The following is a 19,443-nucleotide window of genomic DNA, read 5'->3' on the forward strand; positions in this document are numbered from 1 at the left end:
CCTAGTCGAGCGACCTGGCGATCTCTTCAACCTGGAAGCACTCGATCTTGTCGCCAGGGCGAATATCATCATAGCGCTCAAACGCCATGCCGCATTCCATTCCGGCGTTCACCTCGTTCACTTCGTCCTTGAAGCGCTTCAGCGTCTTCAGATTGCCTTCATGGATCACAACGTCGTCGCGCAGCAGGCGTACACCGCAACCACGAAGAACCTTGCCTTCGCTGATACGACAGCCAGCGACCTTGCCGACCTTCGTGATGTTGAACACTTCGAGGATTTCGGCGTAACCGATGAAGGTTTCGCGTTTCTCCGGTGCGAGCATGCCCGACAGGGTTGCCTTCACGTCGTCAATCAGATCGTAGATCACGGAATAGTAGCGGATCTCAACGCCTTCTTTCTCCGCCAGATCTCGTGCTTGCTTGTTGGCACGCACGTTGAAGGCAAAGATTGGCGCTTCAGACGACTGGGCGAGAAGAACGTCGCTTTCCGAAATACCGCCAACCGCGCCATGAATGACTCGTGCACGCACTTCTTCAGTTGAAAGCTTGTCCAGAGACTGGCTGATCGCCTCGACTGAGCCTTGAACATCACCCTTGACGACAACTGGCAGCTCGGAAGTCTCAACCGAGCCATCCTTCAGCTTGCTGAGCAATTGATCGAGCGACGCGCGCGCTGCCGCGCCGGCCTTACCAGCAACCTGGCGCTTCTGGCGCACGCGGTACTCGGTAACTTCCCGAGCACGCGCTTCACTGTCGACAACAACAAACTCATCACCAGGCTCCGGCGCGCCATCCAGACCGAGCACCTCGACCGGAAGGGCTGGACCAGCCTCCTTGAGTTGTTGACCGCGCTCGTCGACCAGAGCGCGGACCTTGCCCCACTGAGCGCCAGCTACGACGATGTCGCCGCGCTTGAGCGTGCCGCGTTTAACCAGCACGGTGGCAACCGGACCACGGCCCTTGTCGAGTTGGCTTTCAATCACGGATCCGTCTGCCGGACGGCTTGGATTGGCTTTCAATTCGAGAAGTTCGGCTTGCAGAGAAATAGCATCCGTCAGCGCGTCCAGACCTTCACCCGTCAGCGCAGACACCTTCACGGACTGGGTTTCGCCGCCCATGCTTTCGACCTGAACATCATGTTGCAGAAGATCGGTCAGCACCTTGTCCGGGTTGGCATCCGGCAGGTCGGATTTGTTCACCGCAACGATGATCGGAACACCCGCCGCCTTGGCGTGATTGATGGACTCGATCGTCTGCGGCATCACGGAGTCATCTGCCGCGACCACAAGGATAGCAATATCTGTCGCCGTGGCGCCGCGTGCGCGCATGGCGGTAAAGGCCGCGTGGCCAGGCGTATCAAGGAACGTAATCCGTTCGCCAGATTTCAGTTTCACCTGGTACGCACCGATGTGCTGGGTAATGCCGCCAGCCTCGCCGGACACAACGTCCGTCTTGCGAAGGGCATCCAGAAGCGAGGTCTTGCCGTGGTCAACGTGGCCCATGATCGTCACGATCGGCGCGCGTGGCTTCAGATCCTTTGGATCATCCTCAGCGCCTTCCAGGCCGATTTCAACGTCGGATTCGGAGACGCGCTTCACCGTGTGGCCAAATTCCTCGGCGATCAGTTCTGCCGTGTCAGCGTCGATGATGTCGTTTCCACGGAGCATCTCGCCCTGCTGGATCATGAACTTCACGACGTCAGCGACGCGCTCATTCATCCGCTGGGCAAGATCCTGCAATGTAATGGTCTCTGGCAGAGTGACCTCAATCGAGACTTTCTCACGCTGGTCGTTACCGCCGGTGCGGCGCTCACGCTCGCGTTCCCGCGCGCGGCGAACCGATGCCAGCGAACGCTGACGATCCGCATCATCGCCCAAAGCGGAAGAGATGGTCAGCTTGCCGCGGCGACGCTCACCGCCACCACCGCCGCGTGAGCCACGGCCCTGAGAATCCCGACCGGAGCGATCCCGATCGTCGCGGCCAGACTTGCCACGTTTGGCACGGCTTGGCGCCTCTTCAACCGGTTGTGCAGCCGCTGGCGACGCATCAGCCTTGGTGCGAGTCTTCTGTGACCGTTCGGCACGTTCCTTGGCAGCAGCTTCCTCAACCTTACGGGCTTCTTCTTCGGCCTTGCGACGGGCTTCGGCCTCTTCGCGTTCCTTGGCTTCCTGAAGCTTTTTCTCCTGTTCGGAGCGCAGGCGATCTTGCGCTGCTTTCTGGTTCTCTTCTTCCTTGGCGCGCGCGGCTTCTTCCTGCTTGCGCTCATAGAGCGCTTTCTGACGAGCTTTCAGCTCGTTGACCGTAATGCCAAGTTTCTTGGCTGTTGCGATCAGGCGCGCTTCCATCGAGTCCGCAGACGGTTTCGCTTTCGAGGTATCCCCTGCTGGCGCAGCAGACGAACCGCTCGGCCCAACTGACCGACGTTTCTTGGTTTCAACAACCACCTGCTTGGAGCGGCCATGACTGAAGCTCTGCTTCACCGTACCGGAAGATTTCCGAGAAACGGTGAGCGGCTTGCGTCCGCCCGTATTACCACCAGTGTCTTTCGTATCGCTCATACGTTCTTCATACCACGTTTCTTGCCGATGTGCGCCAATGCACTTCGGCTTTGTTTTCCGCTACCGATCCTGATCCGGGAACCAGTCCAGTTCGGGTCTTGCTCGAAATCCGGCCAGCCGCTGATAGGCCAGCTCTATCGTCTTCGCAAACGGACCCTTGCGGACGAGACCGTGTATCACACGCTCACGTCCAAACGCCATGCCCAATTCTTCGGAACTGAGCGCACCGGCAATTTTCACGTTGCTATATAATGCTTTGGCGAGAAAATACACCTTTGAACGGCCATCTTCTGCACCATCAGTGGCTTCCAGCAGCAAACCGGGCCGCTTCTTCTGCAGGGCTTCTCGCACCTGATCGAAGCCGAGAACGATATCTCCCGCTTTCTTCGCCATCCCCATCAGGCTGATCACCCGCTGAAGCAACAAATTCTCCACCAATTCCGGCAAATCCGTCGGAACCGTGGCTTGTTGCTTGAATCCACGGGCGAAAGCGCCCTTGCGCATGGCAATCTCAAGCGTATCCCTGTCGGCCCGCAGCCAGACACCCCGGCCCGGCAGCTTGCCAAGAATATCCGGCGTCACAACCTGATCAGGTGACAGCACGAAGCGAACCATCTCCTCCTGTGAGAGATGGTCTCTGGACACAGTGCATTGCCGGACGGGGCCTGCCCCGTCCGCAACACGGCCTTCAGTGTCGGTTACCCGCGCTTCACTCTTGCGGTGCGGCCTCGTCATCGCCGCCCTCCGCTGCCAGGGCATCGAGATCAAACTCGAGCTCTTCGAGGGCCTCATCCACCGCGTCCGGAGACGGGTTGCTGCCAAGTTCGCCGAGCGCCAGCAGCGCGCGTTCCTCTTCGGTCAGCTCAGGCTCTTCTTCCTTCGCTTGTTCAGCCAGCATCTGCTCAAGGGCGTCCGGCTCGATCCAGCCTGCGGCGACACGCGCGCGCATGATGAACATTTGCGCGTCATCCTTGCGCATTTCGCCCTTCTTCAGAACGCCTTCGACCCAGACCGGCTTTCCATCCGGGCCCGGCTCGCGCCAACCCGTGATGTCATCCGGCACGAGACCAGCCACATCGTCCAGCGTCTGCACGCCTTCTTCACCAAGACGCACGGCGAAAGATGGCGACATGCCTTCCAACTCCATGACAGCGTCTTCAACACCCAGTTCACGGCGCTTGGCATCGTTTTCGGCAGCCAGTCGCTCAAGGAATTCGCGAGCACGTTCCTGAAGTTCTTCGGCCACGTCCTCGTCAAAACCTTCAATCGTGATGAAGTCTTCCGGCGCCACATAAGCGATCTCTTCGACCGTCTCAAAGCCTTCCGAAGCCAGCAGCTGAGCCAGCGTCTCGTCGGCATCCAGCGCCTTCATGAAGAGGTCCGTCCGCTCCTGGAATTCGCGCTGGTAGCGCTCGGAGTCGGCGGTCTCTGTCACCAGGTCGATCTGCCACCCCGTAAGCTGGGACGCGAGACGCACATTCTGACCACGGCGGCCAATCGCCAGAGGGAACTGGTCGTCCGCCACAACAACTTCGACGCGGCGCTCTTCCTCATCCAGCACGACTTTCGACACTTCGGCCGGCTGCAGTGCATTCACAATGAAGGTCGCATCGTCATAATTCCACGGAATGATGTCGATCTTCTCGCCCGACAGTTCGCCGACCACAGCCTGAACACGCGCACCGCGCATACCGACACAGGCGCCGACGGGATCAATCGAGGAATCATTGGAGATCACACCGATCTTCGCACGGCTGCCCGGATCGCGGGAACATGCCTTGATCTCGATGACACCTTCATAAACTTCCGGCACTTCCTGCGCGAACAGGCGCACCATGAAATCCGGTGCGGCGCGGGACAGGAAGATTTGCGGACCCTTGGTCTCGCGGCTCACCTTGTAAAGATAGGCACGAACGCGGTCATTGGTTTGGAAATTCTCGCGCGGGATGCCGTCATTGCGACGGATGATGCCTTCGGCGCGCCCCAGATCGACAATGACGTGACCGTATTCCACACGCTTTACAACACCGGAGATAACTTCGCCGACGCGATCCTTGTATTCGTTGTACTGGCGCTCGCGCTCGGCATCGCGCACCTTCTGCATGATGACCTGTTTGGCGGTCTGCGCTGCGACACGGCCAAAATCGAAGGGCGGCAGCTCTTCTTTCAGCTCGTCGCCAGCTTCCAGCGTTTCGTCCAGCTTCTTCGCTTCGGACAGACGCAGCTCCTTGGCCTCATCCTCGAACGCGTCGTCAGCGACAACGGTCTGAACACGCCATAGCGTCTGCTCGCCGGTCGTTGCGTCGATCTTCGCACGGATGTCGTGCTCTTGGCCGTATTTCGCTTTTGCGGCCTTTTCGATCGCTTCCTGCATGGCCTCGATGACAATCGTCTGATCGATTGCCTTCTCTTCGGCGACCGCTTTCGCGATCTGCAGGATTTCCAGCCTGTTGGCTGAAACGCCGATGGTGCTCATTTGACGTCTCCCGTCTCTTCGTTTGTATCGGTGTCTTCGTCTGTCTCGTCGATCTCAAGATCGCCGAGGTCATCTTCATCCGGCTGTGGCGGCAATGTGCCGTCTGCGCGAGCCGCCTCAATCAGTTCGTCCGTCAGGATCAGGCTGGCCTTGCTCATCTCGTGAACGTGAGCCACCAGCTCTGTTTCGTCATCCAGCTCCAAATGCGCGCCGTCTTCATCCTCTCCGGTGATCATTCCGGAGAAGCGGCGACGGCCATCGATCGGTCGCACGAGTTCCACTTTGGCAGCATGGCCCACCCAGCGGCCAAAATCACCTTCCCGGGTCAGTGGACGGTCAATGCCCGGCGTGGAGACTTCCAGCGTGTACGCCTCCTTGATGGGGTCTGCCTCATCCAGCATCGGCGCGATGGCCCGCGAAAGGCTGGCGCAATCTTCGACATTCGTCGGGGCGCCCCCTGCCCTCTCAGCCATGATCTGGAGGTGCGGACGCCGCCCACCCTGAATGCGCAGGCGAACGATTTCCATGCCAATCTGCTCGGCCACCGGTGTGACGAGCGAAAGAATTTGACGTTCCTGTTCGGTCAGAGCAATCATCTGAGGTGCGGACTATTCCGATAAAGAAAAGCGGCGGCCCCGTTTCCGGAACCGCCGCCGATATGTTTCGACTTGAGAGACATATACCCCTGCGCGCGGCAGATGTCGAGCGTCGCTTGCTGTAGAACGAAAGACGGCGACTTCGTTACCAAAGCCGCCGTCCCGAATCCTGTACGGATACGCGTCTTAGAGAATCTTCAGATCCACAGCCGAGGTCTTGCCGCGGCGTTCGTCCTTGTAGAGTTCGTAAGAGATAGCCTGGTCTTCTGCCAGTGTGCGAAGGCCGGAGCGTTCAACGGCCGAAATGTGCACAAAAACGTCAGAGCCGCCCTCATCAGGTTTGATGAAGCCAAAGCCTTTCTGGTCATTGAACCATTTCACTTTGCCAGTTGCCATTACTTGTAGTCCTTTACGTTAAGTAGAAGCGTCCCGGTTCGGGATTTGAACCAGATCCGCCTATCGAAACGGGAGGGAAGGAAAGTCATGGCCGCCGGTCTGACGGGGTCTTGATATTTCAGACCGACCGAATTCGATGCCGCTATTAAGCGCATGGGTGCGACAATCGGTCAAGTGAATGTCTTGTGTCAGCTGCGCACGAAGTCGAACCAGACCGGTGCACAATCACCCAATTGCTTGCTTTCGTACCGTGTCGTCAGATGGTCACCAGGAGGGCAGCGCCAGTCATCCGCCGTGTTCGCGTGCCACTCGAAACCGCCATGCCGGAGGAACCGCAACAGCGCCTCATCTGCATAGGATTTCACATCCGTCGCAAACCGGACACGCGCGCCCGGACGGCAGATGCGATGGAGACTCTCGAGAAACTCCGGCTGGATCAATCGACGCTTCTGCTGGCGTTTCTTTGGCCACGGATCCGGAAACAGAATAAAGGCCCGCGCAATGGACTGATCCTGCAAAGACGCCATCACGGGCCGCACATCGTCCATGACCAATCGCACATTCTGCAGCTGGTCTGCTTCAATTCCTGTAAGAGCCTTCGCCATGCCTTCAATGAATGGCTCGCAGCCAATGTACCCAATATCTGGATTTCGCCCTGCCTGACCCACCAGATGCTCTCCACCGCCGAAGCCGATCTCCAACCAGACATCACGATCATCACCGAACAGGTCTCTGCCAGACAGTGTCCCGTCTGCAGCCGTTGGGACGGCCAGTTCGGGTAGGCGTGTATCGATCAATGATTGCTGGCGGGCCGACAGGCCACGGCCCCCGGTGCGGCCGAATGTGCGCAATGGGCGAGACTTGTTGGCGGCGTTTTCTTGGGTCATGGCGCTGTCAGATGCCCCAGCACCGGGGCGGGATCAATCCTCGTCCTGCTGCTTGCCTTCAAAGGCTGTCGCAGCGGCCTGCACTGTCGCCAACAGCGATTTCCGGAGAGAATGATCTTCAATCTTCTGGAATGCGGCAATCAGGTCGAGAACTTCAGACGTCATGACAGGCGCGTGAACACCTTCGCTGTCTTCGGCCACACTGGAATCGCCCTTTGCGAAGAACGTCTCCGCGCCGTCAAAGAAATAGGTTATGGGCACGCCCATGGCACTCGACATCTCGAACAGGCGGCCGGCCGAGACTCGATTGACGCCTTTTTCGTACTTCTGGACTTGCTGAAAGGTCAGGCCAAGCAGATCCCCAAGTTTCTCCTGGGTCAGCTTCAGCTCCTTGCGTCGCCACCGGATGCGCTGGCCTACGACCCGATCAATGCCGCTAGGAAGCTTGTTATCGGCCATATTCCCCCTTCCTGTCTGGGTATTCTCCGTGTGCTCTGTCTATCTTCGCCACGTAACGAAGGCCAGACCCGCAAATAAGAACAGGCTGAGCCAGAAGAGCATAAGACCGATTCGGGTTTGAAACAGGGTTACCCTCTCGGGGAGGGGCAGCTTTCCACGGCCGAAGCTGGTATCCCAACCGCTTGGCGCATCCGCCACAGGCGCTGCGCGCAACACCTCGCGTCCTCGACCGTCCACAATGCCCGACGCGCCGCGACTGGCAACGCGTGCAAGCGGCAACCCCGTCTCGATCGCGCGGTATCGGTTCTGCGCATAGTGCTGTGCGGGGCCCATCCCACCGCCGAACCAGGCATCATTCGAAATCAGGACCAGCCAATCGGCCCGCGCGCCAATATTCGCGCTGCGTGGGATGGAGGGGTAGAGCCCCTCATAGCAGATCATCGCCACAAATGGGGGAATGTCCTCCGCGAAAATAACGGCCGGCCCCGGACCTGGTCGGAAGCCATCGCTCGCCATGCGCTGGATTGCGCCAGGCAAAATGCCGGACAAGGCCTCACCGAAAGGAATGATCCGCGTTGCCGGCAACTCACCGAAAGGTACCAGACGATGTTTGTCGTAAAGCGCGATAGGGCCAGACCGGATCGCGTTCTCATCCATGACGGTCAGGCTGTTGTAATAGTCGCGCGTGTCCTTGCCGGTTATCTCGTATCGCGTCGTCCCGGCGATCAAGTCGCGACTGCCAAGATAGGCTCCCACCGCGTCCAGCGCATTCGCATCCTGCAGGAGTGTTGTTGGCAGCGCGCCCTCTGGCCAGAGGATAATATCGCCCGGCTCACCTTCCTGATTTGCCAACATGCGCAAATATTCGATGAGGATCGGGTCGGGGCCAATCTCCCATTTCTCATCCTGTGGCACGCCGGAATCCATCAACACAACTGATTGCTCTGATAGCTCCGCTGGCTGCGCTATGCGCTGTGCGCCCCAGGACCATCCAAGCGCAACAAGGATCACCGCCGCAAAGGATGGTGCAATGCGGACAGCCAATTGACGAGACTCGCGCGTATCCACCAGAGCGGCGGGCGCAGACATAACAAACACGGTCAGCAAGGTCAGCCAATACACGCCGCCTATCGACGCGCTCTGAGACAGGGCCCCACCCGGCACCCAAGTCGTACCCGGCAGGTTCCAGGGAAACCCTCCAAACAGGTGTCCTCGCACAAATTCTGCCAAAGCGAAGAAAAGCGCGAACACAAAAATGCGAGAGGGCGACGACGACCAGAAGGCCCCCGCCATGGCGCCGAATACTCCCCAGATGATCGCCATGCCACCGGGCAGCAGGATCAACGGCATCCATAGGAAAATGGCGTGCTTTTCAGGCTCCACCAGGAAGGGAGCGGCCGTCCAGTGCATGCTGATGAGGAAGAAACCCGTTCCGAAAGCCCAGGTGCGCAGGAACACAGCCCTTCCCCACCGGCGATGACCGCGCGCGCCATCCAGCATCCAGATCAGACCCGTGAATGAAATCACCAACACGGCGCTGAAATGAAACGGCGCAAACGCAACAGCCGAAAAGGCACCCAAAAGCAGGCTGGTGATCACGGCCGGCCAGCCTGTCAGGCGCGCAAAGGCTTCATGCAAGGGTCCAAGCGCCGTGAACCCATGGCTACGCACAGCGTGGCTCATGATTTACTCCTGCGCAGCAGGCGCGGGCTGTTCGGGCGTTCGCAGCCGCACACGGCGAATGCGCCGGGCGTCTGCATCCATGATCTCGATTTCGACACCGGCCGGGTGCTTGAGCACTTCTCCGCGCACCGGCACTTTCCCGGCCAGCGCGAAGGCGACACCGCCGAGCGTGTCGAAATCCGTGTCGTTGTCCTCAATGGCGAGATCAATGCCCGTTTCCTCTGCAAAATCGTCGATTTCCGTCCGGGCGTCCGCTTCCCAGATTCTCTGGCTGCGGCGAACGAACATAGCCTCTTCATCGTCGTGTTCGTCTTCGATGTCACCGACGATTTCTTCAACCAGATCTTCCAGACTGACGAGACCATCCGTTCCGCCATACTCGTCTACGACAAGCGCGAGGTGAATACGGGTGGACTGCATTTTCACAAGCAAATCAGTCAATTTCATGGAGGGCGGTACATACAACACGTCGCGGTGCAGCCGCTCCAGCGGACGCTTGGCTGGCTCCTCCCCCTTGGCCAGTTCGCTGACCACATCCTTGATGTGCACAAAGCCAATCGGATCATCAAGAGATTCTCGAAACACCGGCAGGCGGGAATGCGTCACTTCCGCGAAGTATTTCAGCAGCTCCGGAAACTCCATCCCGACTTCAACAGCCTTGATTTCAGCACGCGGCACCATGACGTCATCCACGCGCAGGTCTTGGAACTCTGCGAGCCGCAAGCGCATCTCGTTCGGATTGTGCTGGGGCATCTCACCATTTGCCTCGGGAGACACCGCCTCCACAGGATCAGTTTTCCGGCCGAAACCGAAAAAGCTACGCAATCGGCCGCTTGGCGGCGCATTAGAAGGGTCGGGGTCGCTCATAGCCTCAGATGATTCAGTCGGTCGAATATGGATTATCTATGCCCAGCGATGCAAGCGCCTTTATTTCCAGACCCTCCATCTTCTCGGCTTCGTGATCGGTTTGATGATCATGGCCCAGCAAATGCAGATAGCCATGAATGAGAAGATGCGTCAGGTGATCGGCAAGTGTCTTGTTCTGCGCAGTAGCGTCTTCTTTCGCAACACCCAGAGCGACGGCAATATCCCCCAGCATGGGTCGGTCCATGGGATCCGCTGGAAAGGACAGCACATCCGTCGGCTTGTCCTTGCTTCGGAACTGGCGATTCAAGCCGTGAAGCACATCATTGTCAGCCAGCAGAAGCGCAACGATACCCTCGGCCGGCTCCACCTTCACGGCAGCATCGAAGGCAGTCTGGCAGACAGATTCCAGATCGGGAATCTCTGACCACGCGTCCTCTTCGACTATCAGATCAAGTTCGACCATGCGCCCTGCGCTCAACCCTCGCCATGCGCCGCATATGCATCAATGATGCGGCTGACGAGGCCGTGACGCACGACATCCGCTGCCGTCAGCTTGTGCACATTCACACCCTCGACATCCGACAGGATCTCAAGTGCGTGGCGCATGCCAGATGGCTGACTGCCTGGCAGATCCACTTGCCCCGGATCTCCGGTGATCACCATGCGGCTGTCCCGACCCAGGCGCGTCAGCACCATCTTCATCTGCGGAATGGTCGTATTCTGAGCTTCGTCCACAATGACAAATGCATTCTTCAGTGTGCGTCCACGCATGAAGGCGAGCGGCGCGACTTCAATCTCCCCGCGCGCCATGCGGCGCTCCATCTGTTCCTGCCCCATCAACTCGCGAAGCGAGTCCCAGATCGGCAGCATGTAGGGATCGACTTTCTCTTCAAGTGTCCCCGGCAGGAAGCCCAGCTTTTCCCCCGCTTCCACTGCGGGTCGTGTCACGATCAAGCGCTGACGAGCCCCGGACAGAAGCTCTGAAACACCGGCAGCAACTGCCAGGAATGTCTTGCCAGTACCCGCCGGCCCGACACCAAAGATCATTGCATTGTCAGGATTTGCCAACAAATCGATATAGCGTGATTGTCCACGCGTCTGCGGTGTTATCGGCTTCTTCAGGGAGCGGAATGTACCGAAGGTCTGTTGCGGTGTTCTCGCGGCTTCCAAAGCGCCATCCACATCCATGTCCGAGATGTCGGCACCTTTTCGCAGGCGCCGCTCCAGCTCAGCCAGAACTGCCTCAGCGATGGATACGCCTTCGGCTTTCCCGACCAGGAGAATACCGCCACCCTGACTTTCCGCTTTCAGCCCATATTCATCCAACCGCGTCTCCAGCAATTGGAGATGACGATGATGCGGCCCGCACAAATCACGCAGGGTTTCTGCGTTGCTGACCTCATAGATACGGCTGACCGGCGCCTCGGGCGAGGCAGATGGACGACGTTTCACGCTCAAAGGGCAACCTCTCTTGCCCGGATCAATTCACCAGACAGCGAACTCATCGTCGCGCCGTTAACTTTCACATCCACAATCTTCCCCGTCAGTTCAGCTGGCCCATCGAAATGCACCGCCTGCATCCAGGGCGAGCGACCATGCGCTTGGCCTTCCAAGCGTCCCCGTCCAGTTACCAGAACTGGCACGGTCTGTCCGATCTTGGACTTGTTGAATGCGGTCTGCTGCTCACGCAGCAATTTCTGAAGCGCCTGCAGGCGGGCGTCTTTGACGTCTTCTGGTACGTGTCCAAACATTTCCGCCGCCGGGGTGCCGGGGCGGGGAGAGTATTTGAAGGAATATGCAATCGCGTAGTTCACATCACGCACCAATTGCATCGTTGCTTCAAAATCTTCGTCGCTCTCGCCTGGAAATCCGACGATGAAGTCAGACGCCAGCGCAACATCTGGCTGAGCTTCGCGCACCTTGCGAATAATTTCGCGATACTCGTCTGCCGTGTGGCCACGGTTCATGGCTTTCAAAATCCGATCCGAGCCGGACTGCACCGGCAAGTGCAGGAAAGGCTGCATTTGTGGCGTGTCACCATGCGCCGCGATCAGGTCATCATCCATGTCACGCGGATGGCTGGTTGTATAACGAATACGTTCAATGCCGCCGATCTTGGCAAGGTGCCGGCAAAGCTGTCCCAAGGTCCAGTCTTCCCCGCCCTCTACCTGAGGAGCTGCGCCATGAAACGCATTGACGTTCTGACCGAGCAACGAAATCTCGCGAACACCTTGCGCCGCCAAATTCCGCGCTTCCATCACGATATCGTCGACCGGGCGCGAAAGCTCAGCGCCGCGCGTATATGGCACAACGCAGAAAGTGCAGAACTTGTCGCAACCCTCCTGCACTGACAGGAAGGCCGTCGGCCCATCGGCTTCACGCGTCTTCGGCAAAGCGTCGAATTTTTCCAGAGTCTCGAAATCCGTTTCGAGACGATCCCCAACAGCGCGGCTGGCCCGGGCGATCATCTCAGGCAATTTGTGATAGGCTTGTGGGCCCAGAACCAGATCGACAAGCGGTTGGCGACGCATGATTTCCTCACCTTCGGCCTGTGCCACACACCCAGCCACAGCGATTGTCATGTTGCTGCCGGTGTTCTGCTTCATCCGCTTGAGTTGGCCGAGCTCTGAATAGACCTTCTCAGTTGCCTTCTCGCGGATATGGCACGTGTTCAACACGACAAGATCAGCCGCCTCGGGCGTATCCACCGGCGCATAGCCGAGCGGACGCAATACGTCCCGCATGCGCTCGGAGTCATAGACATTCATCTGGCACCCATAGGTCTTGATAAAGAGACCCTTGGTGTTCTGTTTCACCTCTGGAGTATTCATGGGCGGGCTTATGCCTGAAAATGACTGCCGCTGCCAGAACCTTGTGCGCCTCGCCTGCAGCCACGGCAATCCTGTGCCATCCCTGCGACAAAAGCTTCACACGGCCCGAAAGCTGGCTAGTGTGCGGCCAAGCAATCAAAGGAGCCGGGGAGGCCCATGAATATCATCAAACTCATCGAGAACATCTCTGGATTTATCTGGGGGGGGACCTGGGGAGACGACGTCATCATTCCGGGCCAGATTGGCCCACTCGCCGTGGTCCTTCTAGGCACGGGCCTGTTCATGATGGTCCGTTTGGGCGCGCGTCCCGTGCGCCGTTTCGTGCCTGCGTTGGTCGAAGTCTGGCAAGGCCGCAAGGCTCAGGGCGAAGATGGCGCCATCACACCGTGGCAGGCGCTTTCGACCGCCCTGTCGGGTCAGGTCGGCACCGGAAACCTAGCAGGTGTGGCCACGGCTATCACTCTGGGTGGACCCGGCGCAATCTTCTGGATGTGGGTTGTTGCCCTGTTCGGCATGGCACTCGCCTTCTCCGAAAGCTCTCTCGCGATCAAATATCGCGAAACGGACGAGTATGGCCGCATCAATGGCGGCCCGATGTACTACATCAAGAACGGTCTGGGCAAAGGCTGGGGCTGGCTCGCGGTCATTTTCTGTCTCGGAACCCTGTTCTCCGCAATGGCGACCGGGTCAATGATTCAGGCCAATTCCATCACCGAAGCCGCACTGGAAACAGGCTCACATCTCGGCGTCAGCATTCCGAACTGGAGCGTCGGAATCCTGCTTTCTGTTCTGGTGTTTGCGGTCATTATTGGCGGCATCAAGTCGATTGGCTCCTTTGCTGGCAAAGTCGTGCCTGTCATGGCTGGCCTCTATGTTCTGATCGCCTTCCTTGTCCTTGTCGTGAATGCAGACAAGGTGCCTGGTGCCTTCATGCAGATCATCGGCACGGCCTTTGGCTGGAAAGAAGCCGCCGGGGGCGCAGCAGGGTACGGCGTCATGCAAGCGGTGCGCTACGGTATTGCCCGCGGCTTGTTCTCCAACGAAGCCGGTCAAGGCTCCGCCCCGATCGCGCACGCAGCAGCTCAGACCAAGAATCCCGTCATGCAGGGCGAAATCGCCATGATCGGCGTGTTCATCGATACGATCATCATCTGCACCATGACCGCGTTGGTCATCCTGACAGTACAAGGCGACTTCAAGAAGAGCCCCGCCCTGATGGCTGCGAATGCGTGTTTTGATGCGGGCATCGAAATGCCGATAAACCCGGACGCAACCGACGGCGCGAAATATGGCGTATCGGACCTGTTCCCGTCCGCGTATGAAGACGGGCGCGAAGCGAAGATCGCGGCTGTGGGACCAACTGCCCAATCCTACCTCTTGGCCTGTCAGGCGTCGGGCGAGGTTGACGTCTCTCAGGAAGCGCTCGACGCGTCCGGCAATCCTGAGATCCTGATGGATGTGGACCATGCCTGGGAAACGGACGCGAATTCGGCGGCTGTCACGACGCGCGCCTACGCTGCCGCCATTCCGGTCATCGGGCCCTGGATTGTGCCGGTTGCACTGTTCTTCTTCGCCTTCACCACCATCATTGGCTGGTCTTACTACGGCGAGCAGGCCGTGACCTATCTCATTGGCGAATGGGCGACACATCCATTCCGCTACATCTGGGTTGTTGTCGTGTTCCTTGGCACGGTGGCCGCAGCGGATTGGCTCTGGCTACTCGGCGACATCGCGAACGCCTCGATGGCTTTCCCGAACCTGATCGCCATCCTGGCGCTTTCGGGCGTCGTAGCTGCCATGCACAAGTCGAACGGAGATCCCGACAAGGGCCATCCGGTGCACGACTATCGCGAAGAGTCGCGCCACCCCGAACAGGACTAGACGCGACATACGCCCAAAAAAAGCCCCGCATGGTTCACACCGGGCGGGGCTTTTCTATTCCACTTTGTGCCGTCTACCAGACGCCAATATTCTCTGCGCTGGCCCAAGGTTCTTTCGGGCCAAGCGGCTCGCCCTTCTGAAGCAGTTCAACCGATATCCCGTCCGGCGATCGGATGAAGGCCATGCGGCCGTCACGCGGCGGACGGTTGATCGTCACACCGAGTTCCTGCAGGCGCTCGACCGCGCCATAGATATCGTCGACAAGGTAAGCGAGGTGGCCAAAATTCCGGCCACCAGAATATTCTTCCGGGTCCCAATTATAGGTCAGCTCCACCATCGGGATGTCGGTCTGGGTCGGGTTTACCCCTTCTGGCATCCCGCCCATGCGAGCAACATCTTCAGGTGTCGCCAGAAACACCAGAGTGAACCGCCCGGCTTCGCTGTCCATCCGACTGACTTCTTTCAGCCCCAGACCCTCGCAGAAGAATTTGAGAGATGCATCAATGTCGCTGACGCGCACCATTGTATGCAGATATTGAATGCTCATGACTGGCCTCCGTTAAGGTCCCGAATGACTTGTTTGAATGTGGGTGGCATCAGCGCATAGTAGCGCCGCATCGCGATCGCCAACAGGCCGATCGTCACGAGCATGAAGGCAAGAAACACGGAAAATGTGTGAATAAGCGTTCCGGTCTCAAAGACTGGGGACTGCCCACTCAGCCGCCAGAATGTCAGCCATAGCTGGTTGAAGCCGGCGACAAATGGCCCAAGAAGTCCGAATACGATGACCGCACACGCGAAGAAATAGGTTGCGGCCCTCGGCCCTTCGCTACGCAGATAGAGATCTGTGAACTCTACCTCGGTCACATCCTCCGGAATCTCGCCCGATGCCTTGCGCACCGCTAAAACTTCCGGGGCGAAATCGCGCGCCTGTTTCCAACGCCAAGCCAGATGACCGCCCCAGGCAACAAGCGCGGCAAGAATAATCAGGAATGCGAGCATGAGCGTTTTCGGTCCGGGATCTGCGGCGGAATGCCGTCTGCCCGGCGCCTGTATCAGGCCGCGCAGGCACGTTCGAGGGTCAACATGGCACGCTTGCGTGCCACACCCCAATGATAATTATGAAGCCGACCGTCCGCTGCAAGGGCACGGTGACAGGGAATAAACCAGCTTATGGGATTTGCACCAACCGCCGCCCCGACAGCACGTGCTGCCTTGGGGTTGCCACTCGCCTTGGCAAGCGCCCCATAGGTCGAGACGGTGCCCATCGGAATATCCAGCAATGCCCGCCAGATCTGCCGCCGGAACGGCGTGCCATAGAGTGCCACGGGCAACGGCTCGCCTGCCTCGAATACACGGCGTGCCATCTGTTCGGCCTCCGCATCATCGCGCCGGATACTCGCCCCCGGATATCGCCCAGCCAAATCTGCAAACGCATTTTCTTCCGTGCGCCCCTGATGCTCGAATCCGGTCCTCTCAGGTGGGTTTTCATCGATAAAGCCAAGCGCCACCAATCCTCGTGGGGAGATGAGCCAGGCCCCTTCTCCAAAAGGTGTTGGCGCGCGTCCGAGTACAAGGTCCGCTCCCTTGCCGCCTGCCTTCGCTTCTCCAGGGGAAAGCCCTTCGTGCGCGATGAAGAGATCGTGCAGTCGTCCCGGCCCGGACAGGCCTGTTTCCAGAGTCGCATCCAGTACACTTGCCCCCTCTCGAAGCAGGTCACCGGCCGCTGCATGTGCCAGAGCGGATTGGTATTGCTTCGGGCTTATCCCCGCCCATCGAGTGAACTCGCGCTGGAAATGACTGGGTGACAAGCCAACGGACTTCGCAGCCGTCGCCAAGTCTGGCCATTCCTGCCAAGTGTCGCCCAAATAGGACAGAGCATCTGCCATGCGCTCATAAGCGACAGCGCGCTCATCAAGGGAGTGGGAAACAGTCATCATGAAACATGAATGCCGCGCTACAAACTCAAGTGCCACCCGTTTCTTGCGGCACATCTCACCAATTGAGACTTCCCAGCCCAACAAAAGCCCGGCAAGTATAATCCGTAAAAAGTCCTGGGAGACATAAAATGGCTGATGCGCGCAGTATTATCCTGCATGAGTATCCAACCTCACCTTATGCAGAAAAAATCCGGCTCGCATTGCGCCTCAAGAATTTGGCATACAGTCGGGTAGAGATTCCGGTCATCATGCCACGGCCCGACCTAATGCCTCTGACCGGCGGCTATCGACGTACGCCTGTAATGCAGATTGGCGCGGATGTCTTTTGCGACACAGCGATAATCTTGCGGGAGTTGGAGGCACGCTATCCAATGCCTGCGCTGAAGCTGCCCGGCCATGAGGGGCTGGCCCAGATGGTCGCGGGCTGGACCGATGGTCGATGGTTCCAAAGCTCTGTCGCCGTTATCTTCGGGGAAATGGGTGACAAGGTCCCGGAAGCCTTCAGGAAAGATCGCGAAACTCTTTCCGGGAGACCCTTTGACGTCGATGCGATGAAGGCCGTCGCGCCGATGATGCGCGATCAATGGCGTGCGCGCCTGATGCTGCTGGAAGAACGTCTGCAGGGCGGGCAAGGCGCCGGGGCCGGTATCTACCTTGTCGGAATGAAGCCCGGCCTGGTCGACATCCACGCCTATATGAATGTCTGGTTCATGCATCAGAATGTGCCGGATTTTGTCGCCAAATGCTTCGAAACTGCCGATCTGACAAAAGCGTGGTTTGAGCGACTGCAGGAATTCGAAGGACAAACTCCGGAAACGATTACGTCCAAAGACGCGTTGGAAATCGGGCTGAATTCAGCACCTCGCCTGGTCGCCGCGACGACGCGCAATGAACCACAAGAGTTTGCCCCCGGAGAGAATGTAGCTGTTGCCCCGGACGATTACGGTCAGGTCTGGGTGGAAGGTGAACTCGTGCATGCAGACTCTCAACGCATCATCCTGCAGCGTACGTCGCCAGAGGCCGAAACGGTTCATGTTCATTTTCCTCGCGCCGGATTCCTGGTGCGCCGAGCCTAGGCCGCCTTGCCAGAAAGGCCCTGCCCGCTAGTCTCGATACGGCAGCGTTTCGCAACGGAGATGGATCATGGACAGGCGGCTTTGTCTTATCACGGGCGCTTCAGCGGGCATCGGCGCCGAATTCGCCAGACAATATGCAGCACTCGGCTGGGACGTCGCTTTGACTGCCCGCCGCAAAGATCGTCTTGAGGAACTGGCTACCGAGATCGAAAGCAAGTACGGCGTTCACGCTATCTGCATCGTACAGGATCTCGCCCGGGCGAATTCGGCCGACAAGATTCTGTCCACGCTCTCGGAGCAGGACCGACACGTGGACGCGTTGGTGAACAATGCGGGCTATGGTCTGCCCGGTACTTTCTTCAACACGAACTGGAAGTCGCAGGCAGAGTTCCTACGCGTGCTCTATACGGCCCCGATCGAACTCGCGCACAAGGTTCTGCCTGGCATGTCTGATCGCGGATATGGACGCATCATCAATGTCGCCTCGCTGGCAGGCTATGCGCCGGGTAGCAACGGCCATACCCTCTACGCCAGCGTGAAGGCCGGGCTCATAAAGTTCTCTGAAAGCCTGAATGCGGAGTGCGAGGCGCTTGACGGGGCTGACATACATTGCACCGCGTTATGCCCCGGGTTCACCTATAGCGAATTCCACGACGTAAATGGCACACGCGAACAGATGAAAAGCATGAGCAAACGGATGTGGATGGAGGCTGGACCTGTTGTAAAAGCAGGCATCGACGCGGTGAACCGGGGACAACCGGTTGTCGTTCCGGGTGTGGTGAACAAAGGCCTCGCGACTCTGACGCGGCTGATGCCTGAACCTCTCGGCCGCGCCATCATGCGTCGCCAAAGCCGCACAATTCGTCGCCAGGATTAGTCGCCGGTCGCCGTAAACTCTTCGCGAATACGATTGGCGGTCGGTGTCGTATCCGTCTTTCGCCAGTCCTTTGCGGTTCGCTCGCGTACCTTTTCAGGCCGTTTGCCGCGTTTGACCTCAGCGTGTTCTTCGCGGCCTGAGGACACAATCGGGCCCTCGAAAAAGGCCGACCAGTATTTCCCGAGCACTTCCGCGCGGCCCTCAAGCGATCGCAGTTTCCGGCGCTCTTTCCAACTCGTCAGCTTAATGCCTTCCGTCTTGATGCGCTTTTCAGCACCGGCGAACTGAAGACAGCCGGAATAGCGTGTCGGCGCACCCCCCGTCAGATCAAACTGGACCTCGCCAAATCCCTCTGCCTGCCGGCCTGACTCAATTGGCAGCGTTTCGCGAAACTTGAAGTCGATACGTGGCCAATTGAACCCCAGATACTCGGCATGCAGGCCGCTCTCGACCTCACCGATGCGCGTAAGGGTGGATGAGGAAATCAGAATGCCGTTACGCGCGGGCTTCAGCGTCACAATCGCGATGCGCGGCCCATTGGGGCCGCCGCGTTCCGCCTGAATCCAGCTTCCTTCGACAAAAGATCGCCCCAGAACCCACCGCCGAGGCCACCCCAGCTTCAACAATCCCGGCAGGATAATACCTGACAACACAGACCAGACGATGAGCAACACCAATCCGGCGCCAACCAAACCACCCCATCGGGCGACCGCACTCTCGCCTGCGACCTGAAAAATCGTCTCGCGAACCGTCGGCCCGAAGGCGACAATTCCTGCAAGAACAACACTCGACGCCAGAAGGCTGGAGATTGCGCTGAAGCGATTGTAGGGGTTCATTTAAAAGGCGGCTCCGTCAGGGTTCGGTGTGCGTGATCCCCTTTCCGGAAATCCGACCTTGAACACCGATTACCGCAACGC

At 58.7% G+C, this 19,443-nt stretch carries 19 protein-coding genes; 3 read left to right on the top strand and 16 right to left on the bottom strand.

Annotation, left to right across the window (positions count from 1 at the left end; genetic code table 11):
• Position 1 precedes the first annotated feature (1 nt).
• From infB to miaB, 12 genes are all read right to left on the bottom strand, one after another.
• On the bottom strand, positions 2 to 2,557 hold the full coding sequence (gene infB, locus HF931_RS03275; RefSeq protein ID WP_035548782.1) for a translation initiation factor IF-2: 2,556 nt from the start codon (positions 2,555 to 2,557) through the stop codon (positions 2 to 4).
• Between the two features lie 60 nt (positions 2,558 to 2,617).
• A complete protein-coding gene (locus HF931_RS03280; RefSeq protein WP_273010853.1) occupies positions 2,618 to 3,292 on the bottom strand; it encodes an RNA-binding protein in 675 nt (224 codons plus the stop codon).
• Complete coding sequence (gene nusA / locus HF931_RS03285) at positions 3,267 to 5,033, bottom strand: transcription termination factor NusA (protein ID WP_035548788.1); 1,767 nt, start codon at positions 5,031 to 5,033, stop codon at positions 3,267 to 3,269. The genes HF931_RS03280 and nusA overlap by 26 nt, the downstream gene beginning before the upstream one ends.
• A complete protein-coding gene (gene rimP / locus HF931_RS03290; RefSeq protein ID WP_035548791.1) occupies positions 5,030 to 5,629 on the bottom strand; it encodes a ribosome maturation factor RimP in 600 nt (199 codons plus the stop codon). The genes nusA and rimP overlap by 4 nt, the downstream gene beginning before the upstream one ends.
• A 186-nt stretch (positions 5,630 to 5,815) precedes the next feature.
• The gene (locus HF931_RS03295; RefSeq protein ID WP_035548793.1) at positions 5,816 to 6,025 is read right to left on the bottom strand and encodes a cold-shock protein; all 210 of its coding nucleotides are present in this window, start codon (positions 6,023 to 6,025) and stop codon (positions 5,816 to 5,818) included.
• A 188-nt stretch (positions 6,026 to 6,213) separates the two neighbouring features.
• On the bottom strand, positions 6,214 to 6,912 hold the full coding sequence (trmB, locus tag HF931_RS03300) for a tRNA (guanosine(46)-N7)-methyltransferase TrmB (RefSeq protein ID WP_273241858.1): 699 nt from the start codon (positions 6,910 to 6,912) through the stop codon (positions 6,214 to 6,216).
• Positions 6,913 to 6,945: 33 nt separating this feature from the next.
• Positions 6,946 to 7,371 carry a helix-turn-helix domain-containing protein gene (locus HF931_RS03305; RefSeq protein ID WP_273241859.1) on the bottom strand — a complete coding sequence of 142 codons (426 nt, stop codon included), beginning with the start codon at positions 7,369 to 7,371 and terminating at the stop codon, positions 6,946 to 6,948.
• A 39-nt stretch (positions 7,372 to 7,410) separates the two neighbouring features.
• The gene (lnt, locus tag HF931_RS03310; protein WP_272981680.1) at positions 7,411 to 9,054 is read right to left on the bottom strand and encodes an apolipoprotein N-acyltransferase; all 1,644 of its coding nucleotides are present in this window, start codon (positions 9,052 to 9,054) and stop codon (positions 7,411 to 7,413) included.
• A 3-nt stretch (positions 9,055 to 9,057) separates the two neighbouring features.
• The gene (locus tag HF931_RS03315; protein WP_272981681.1) at positions 9,058 to 9,921 is read right to left on the bottom strand and encodes a transporter associated domain-containing protein; all 864 of its coding nucleotides are present in this window, start codon (positions 9,919 to 9,921) and stop codon (positions 9,058 to 9,060) included.
• Between the two features lie 13 nt (positions 9,922 to 9,934).
• Positions 9,935 to 10,384 carry an rRNA maturation RNase YbeY gene (ybeY, locus tag HF931_RS03320; protein ID WP_273241860.1) on the bottom strand — a complete coding sequence of 150 codons (450 nt, stop codon included), beginning with the start codon at positions 10,382 to 10,384 and terminating at the stop codon, positions 9,935 to 9,937.
• An 11-nt stretch (positions 10,385 to 10,395) separates the two neighbouring features.
• Positions 10,396 to 11,373, bottom strand: coding sequence for a PhoH family protein (locus HF931_RS03325; protein WP_272981682.1), 978 nt, complete (start codon positions 11,371 to 11,373; stop codon positions 10,396 to 10,398).
• Between the two features lie 2 nt (positions 11,374 to 11,375).
• Positions 11,376 to 12,752 (bottom strand): tRNA (N6-isopentenyl adenosine(37)-C2)-methylthiotransferase MiaB, encoded by a 1,377-nt coding sequence (gene miaB / locus HF931_RS03330; protein WP_273241861.1) that lies wholly within the window; start codon positions 12,750 to 12,752, stop codon positions 11,376 to 11,378.
• A gap of 156 nt (positions 12,753 to 12,908) precedes the next feature.
• On the opposite strand from miaB, the gene HF931_RS03335 reads away from it, so the two are divergent.
• Entirely contained in the window at positions 12,909 to 14,633 is a 1,725-nt protein-coding gene (locus HF931_RS03335; protein WP_273241862.1) for an alanine/glycine:cation symporter family protein, read from the top strand.
• 73 nt (positions 14,634 to 14,706) lie between these two features.
• On the opposite strand, the gene HF931_RS03340 is transcribed toward HF931_RS03335, so the two are convergent.
• The 3 genes from HF931_RS03340 to HF931_RS03350 are packed head-to-tail and all read right to left on the bottom strand — an operon-like array spanning position 14,707 to position 16,573.
• Positions 14,707 to 15,174, bottom strand: a complete 468-nt coding sequence (locus tag HF931_RS03340) for a lactoylglutathione lyase (RefSeq protein WP_420537727.1) — start codon at positions 15,172 to 15,174, stop codon at positions 14,707 to 14,709.
• 2 nt (positions 15,175 to 15,176) lie between these two features.
• On the bottom strand, positions 15,177 to 15,635 hold the full coding sequence (locus tag HF931_RS03345) for a hypothetical protein (protein WP_035548818.1): 459 nt from the start codon (positions 15,633 to 15,635) through the stop codon (positions 15,177 to 15,179).
• A 53-nt stretch (positions 15,636 to 15,688) separates the two neighbouring features.
• Complete coding sequence (locus HF931_RS03350; protein ID WP_035549036.1) at positions 15,689 to 16,573, bottom strand: methylated-DNA--[protein]-cysteine S-methyltransferase; 885 nt, start codon at positions 16,571 to 16,573, stop codon at positions 15,689 to 15,691.
• 128 nt (positions 16,574 to 16,701) lie between these two features.
• Here HF931_RS03350 and HF931_RS03355 point away from each other — a divergent pair, with 128 nt between their 5' ends.
• Positions 16,702 to 17,649: a glutathione S-transferase family protein gene (locus HF931_RS03355; RefSeq protein ID WP_273241865.1), complete on the top strand. Its 948-nt coding sequence runs from the start codon at positions 16,702 to 16,704 to the stop codon at positions 17,647 to 17,649.
• Between the two features lie 67 nt (positions 17,650 to 17,716).
• Positions 17,717 to 18,526 carry an SDR family NAD(P)-dependent oxidoreductase gene (locus HF931_RS03360; RefSeq protein WP_273241866.1) on the top strand — a complete coding sequence of 270 codons (810 nt, stop codon included), beginning with the start codon at positions 17,717 to 17,719 and terminating at the stop codon, positions 18,524 to 18,526.
• Here HF931_RS03360 and HF931_RS03365 read toward each other — a convergent pair.
• Positions 18,523 to 19,362, bottom strand: coding sequence for a hypothetical protein (locus tag HF931_RS03365; protein ID WP_273241867.1), 840 nt, complete (start codon positions 19,360 to 19,362; stop codon positions 18,523 to 18,525). The two genes, HF931_RS03360 and HF931_RS03365, sit on opposite strands and share 4 nt — an antisense overlap.
• Positions 19,363 to 19,443 lie beyond the last annotated feature (81 nt).

Origin of the sequence: Hyphomonas atlantica corrig. (assembly GCF_017795365.1) — a bacterium.
GTDB classification, from domain to species: domain Bacteria; phylum Pseudomonadota; class Alphaproteobacteria; order Caulobacterales; family Hyphomonadaceae; genus Hyphomonas; species Hyphomonas atlantica.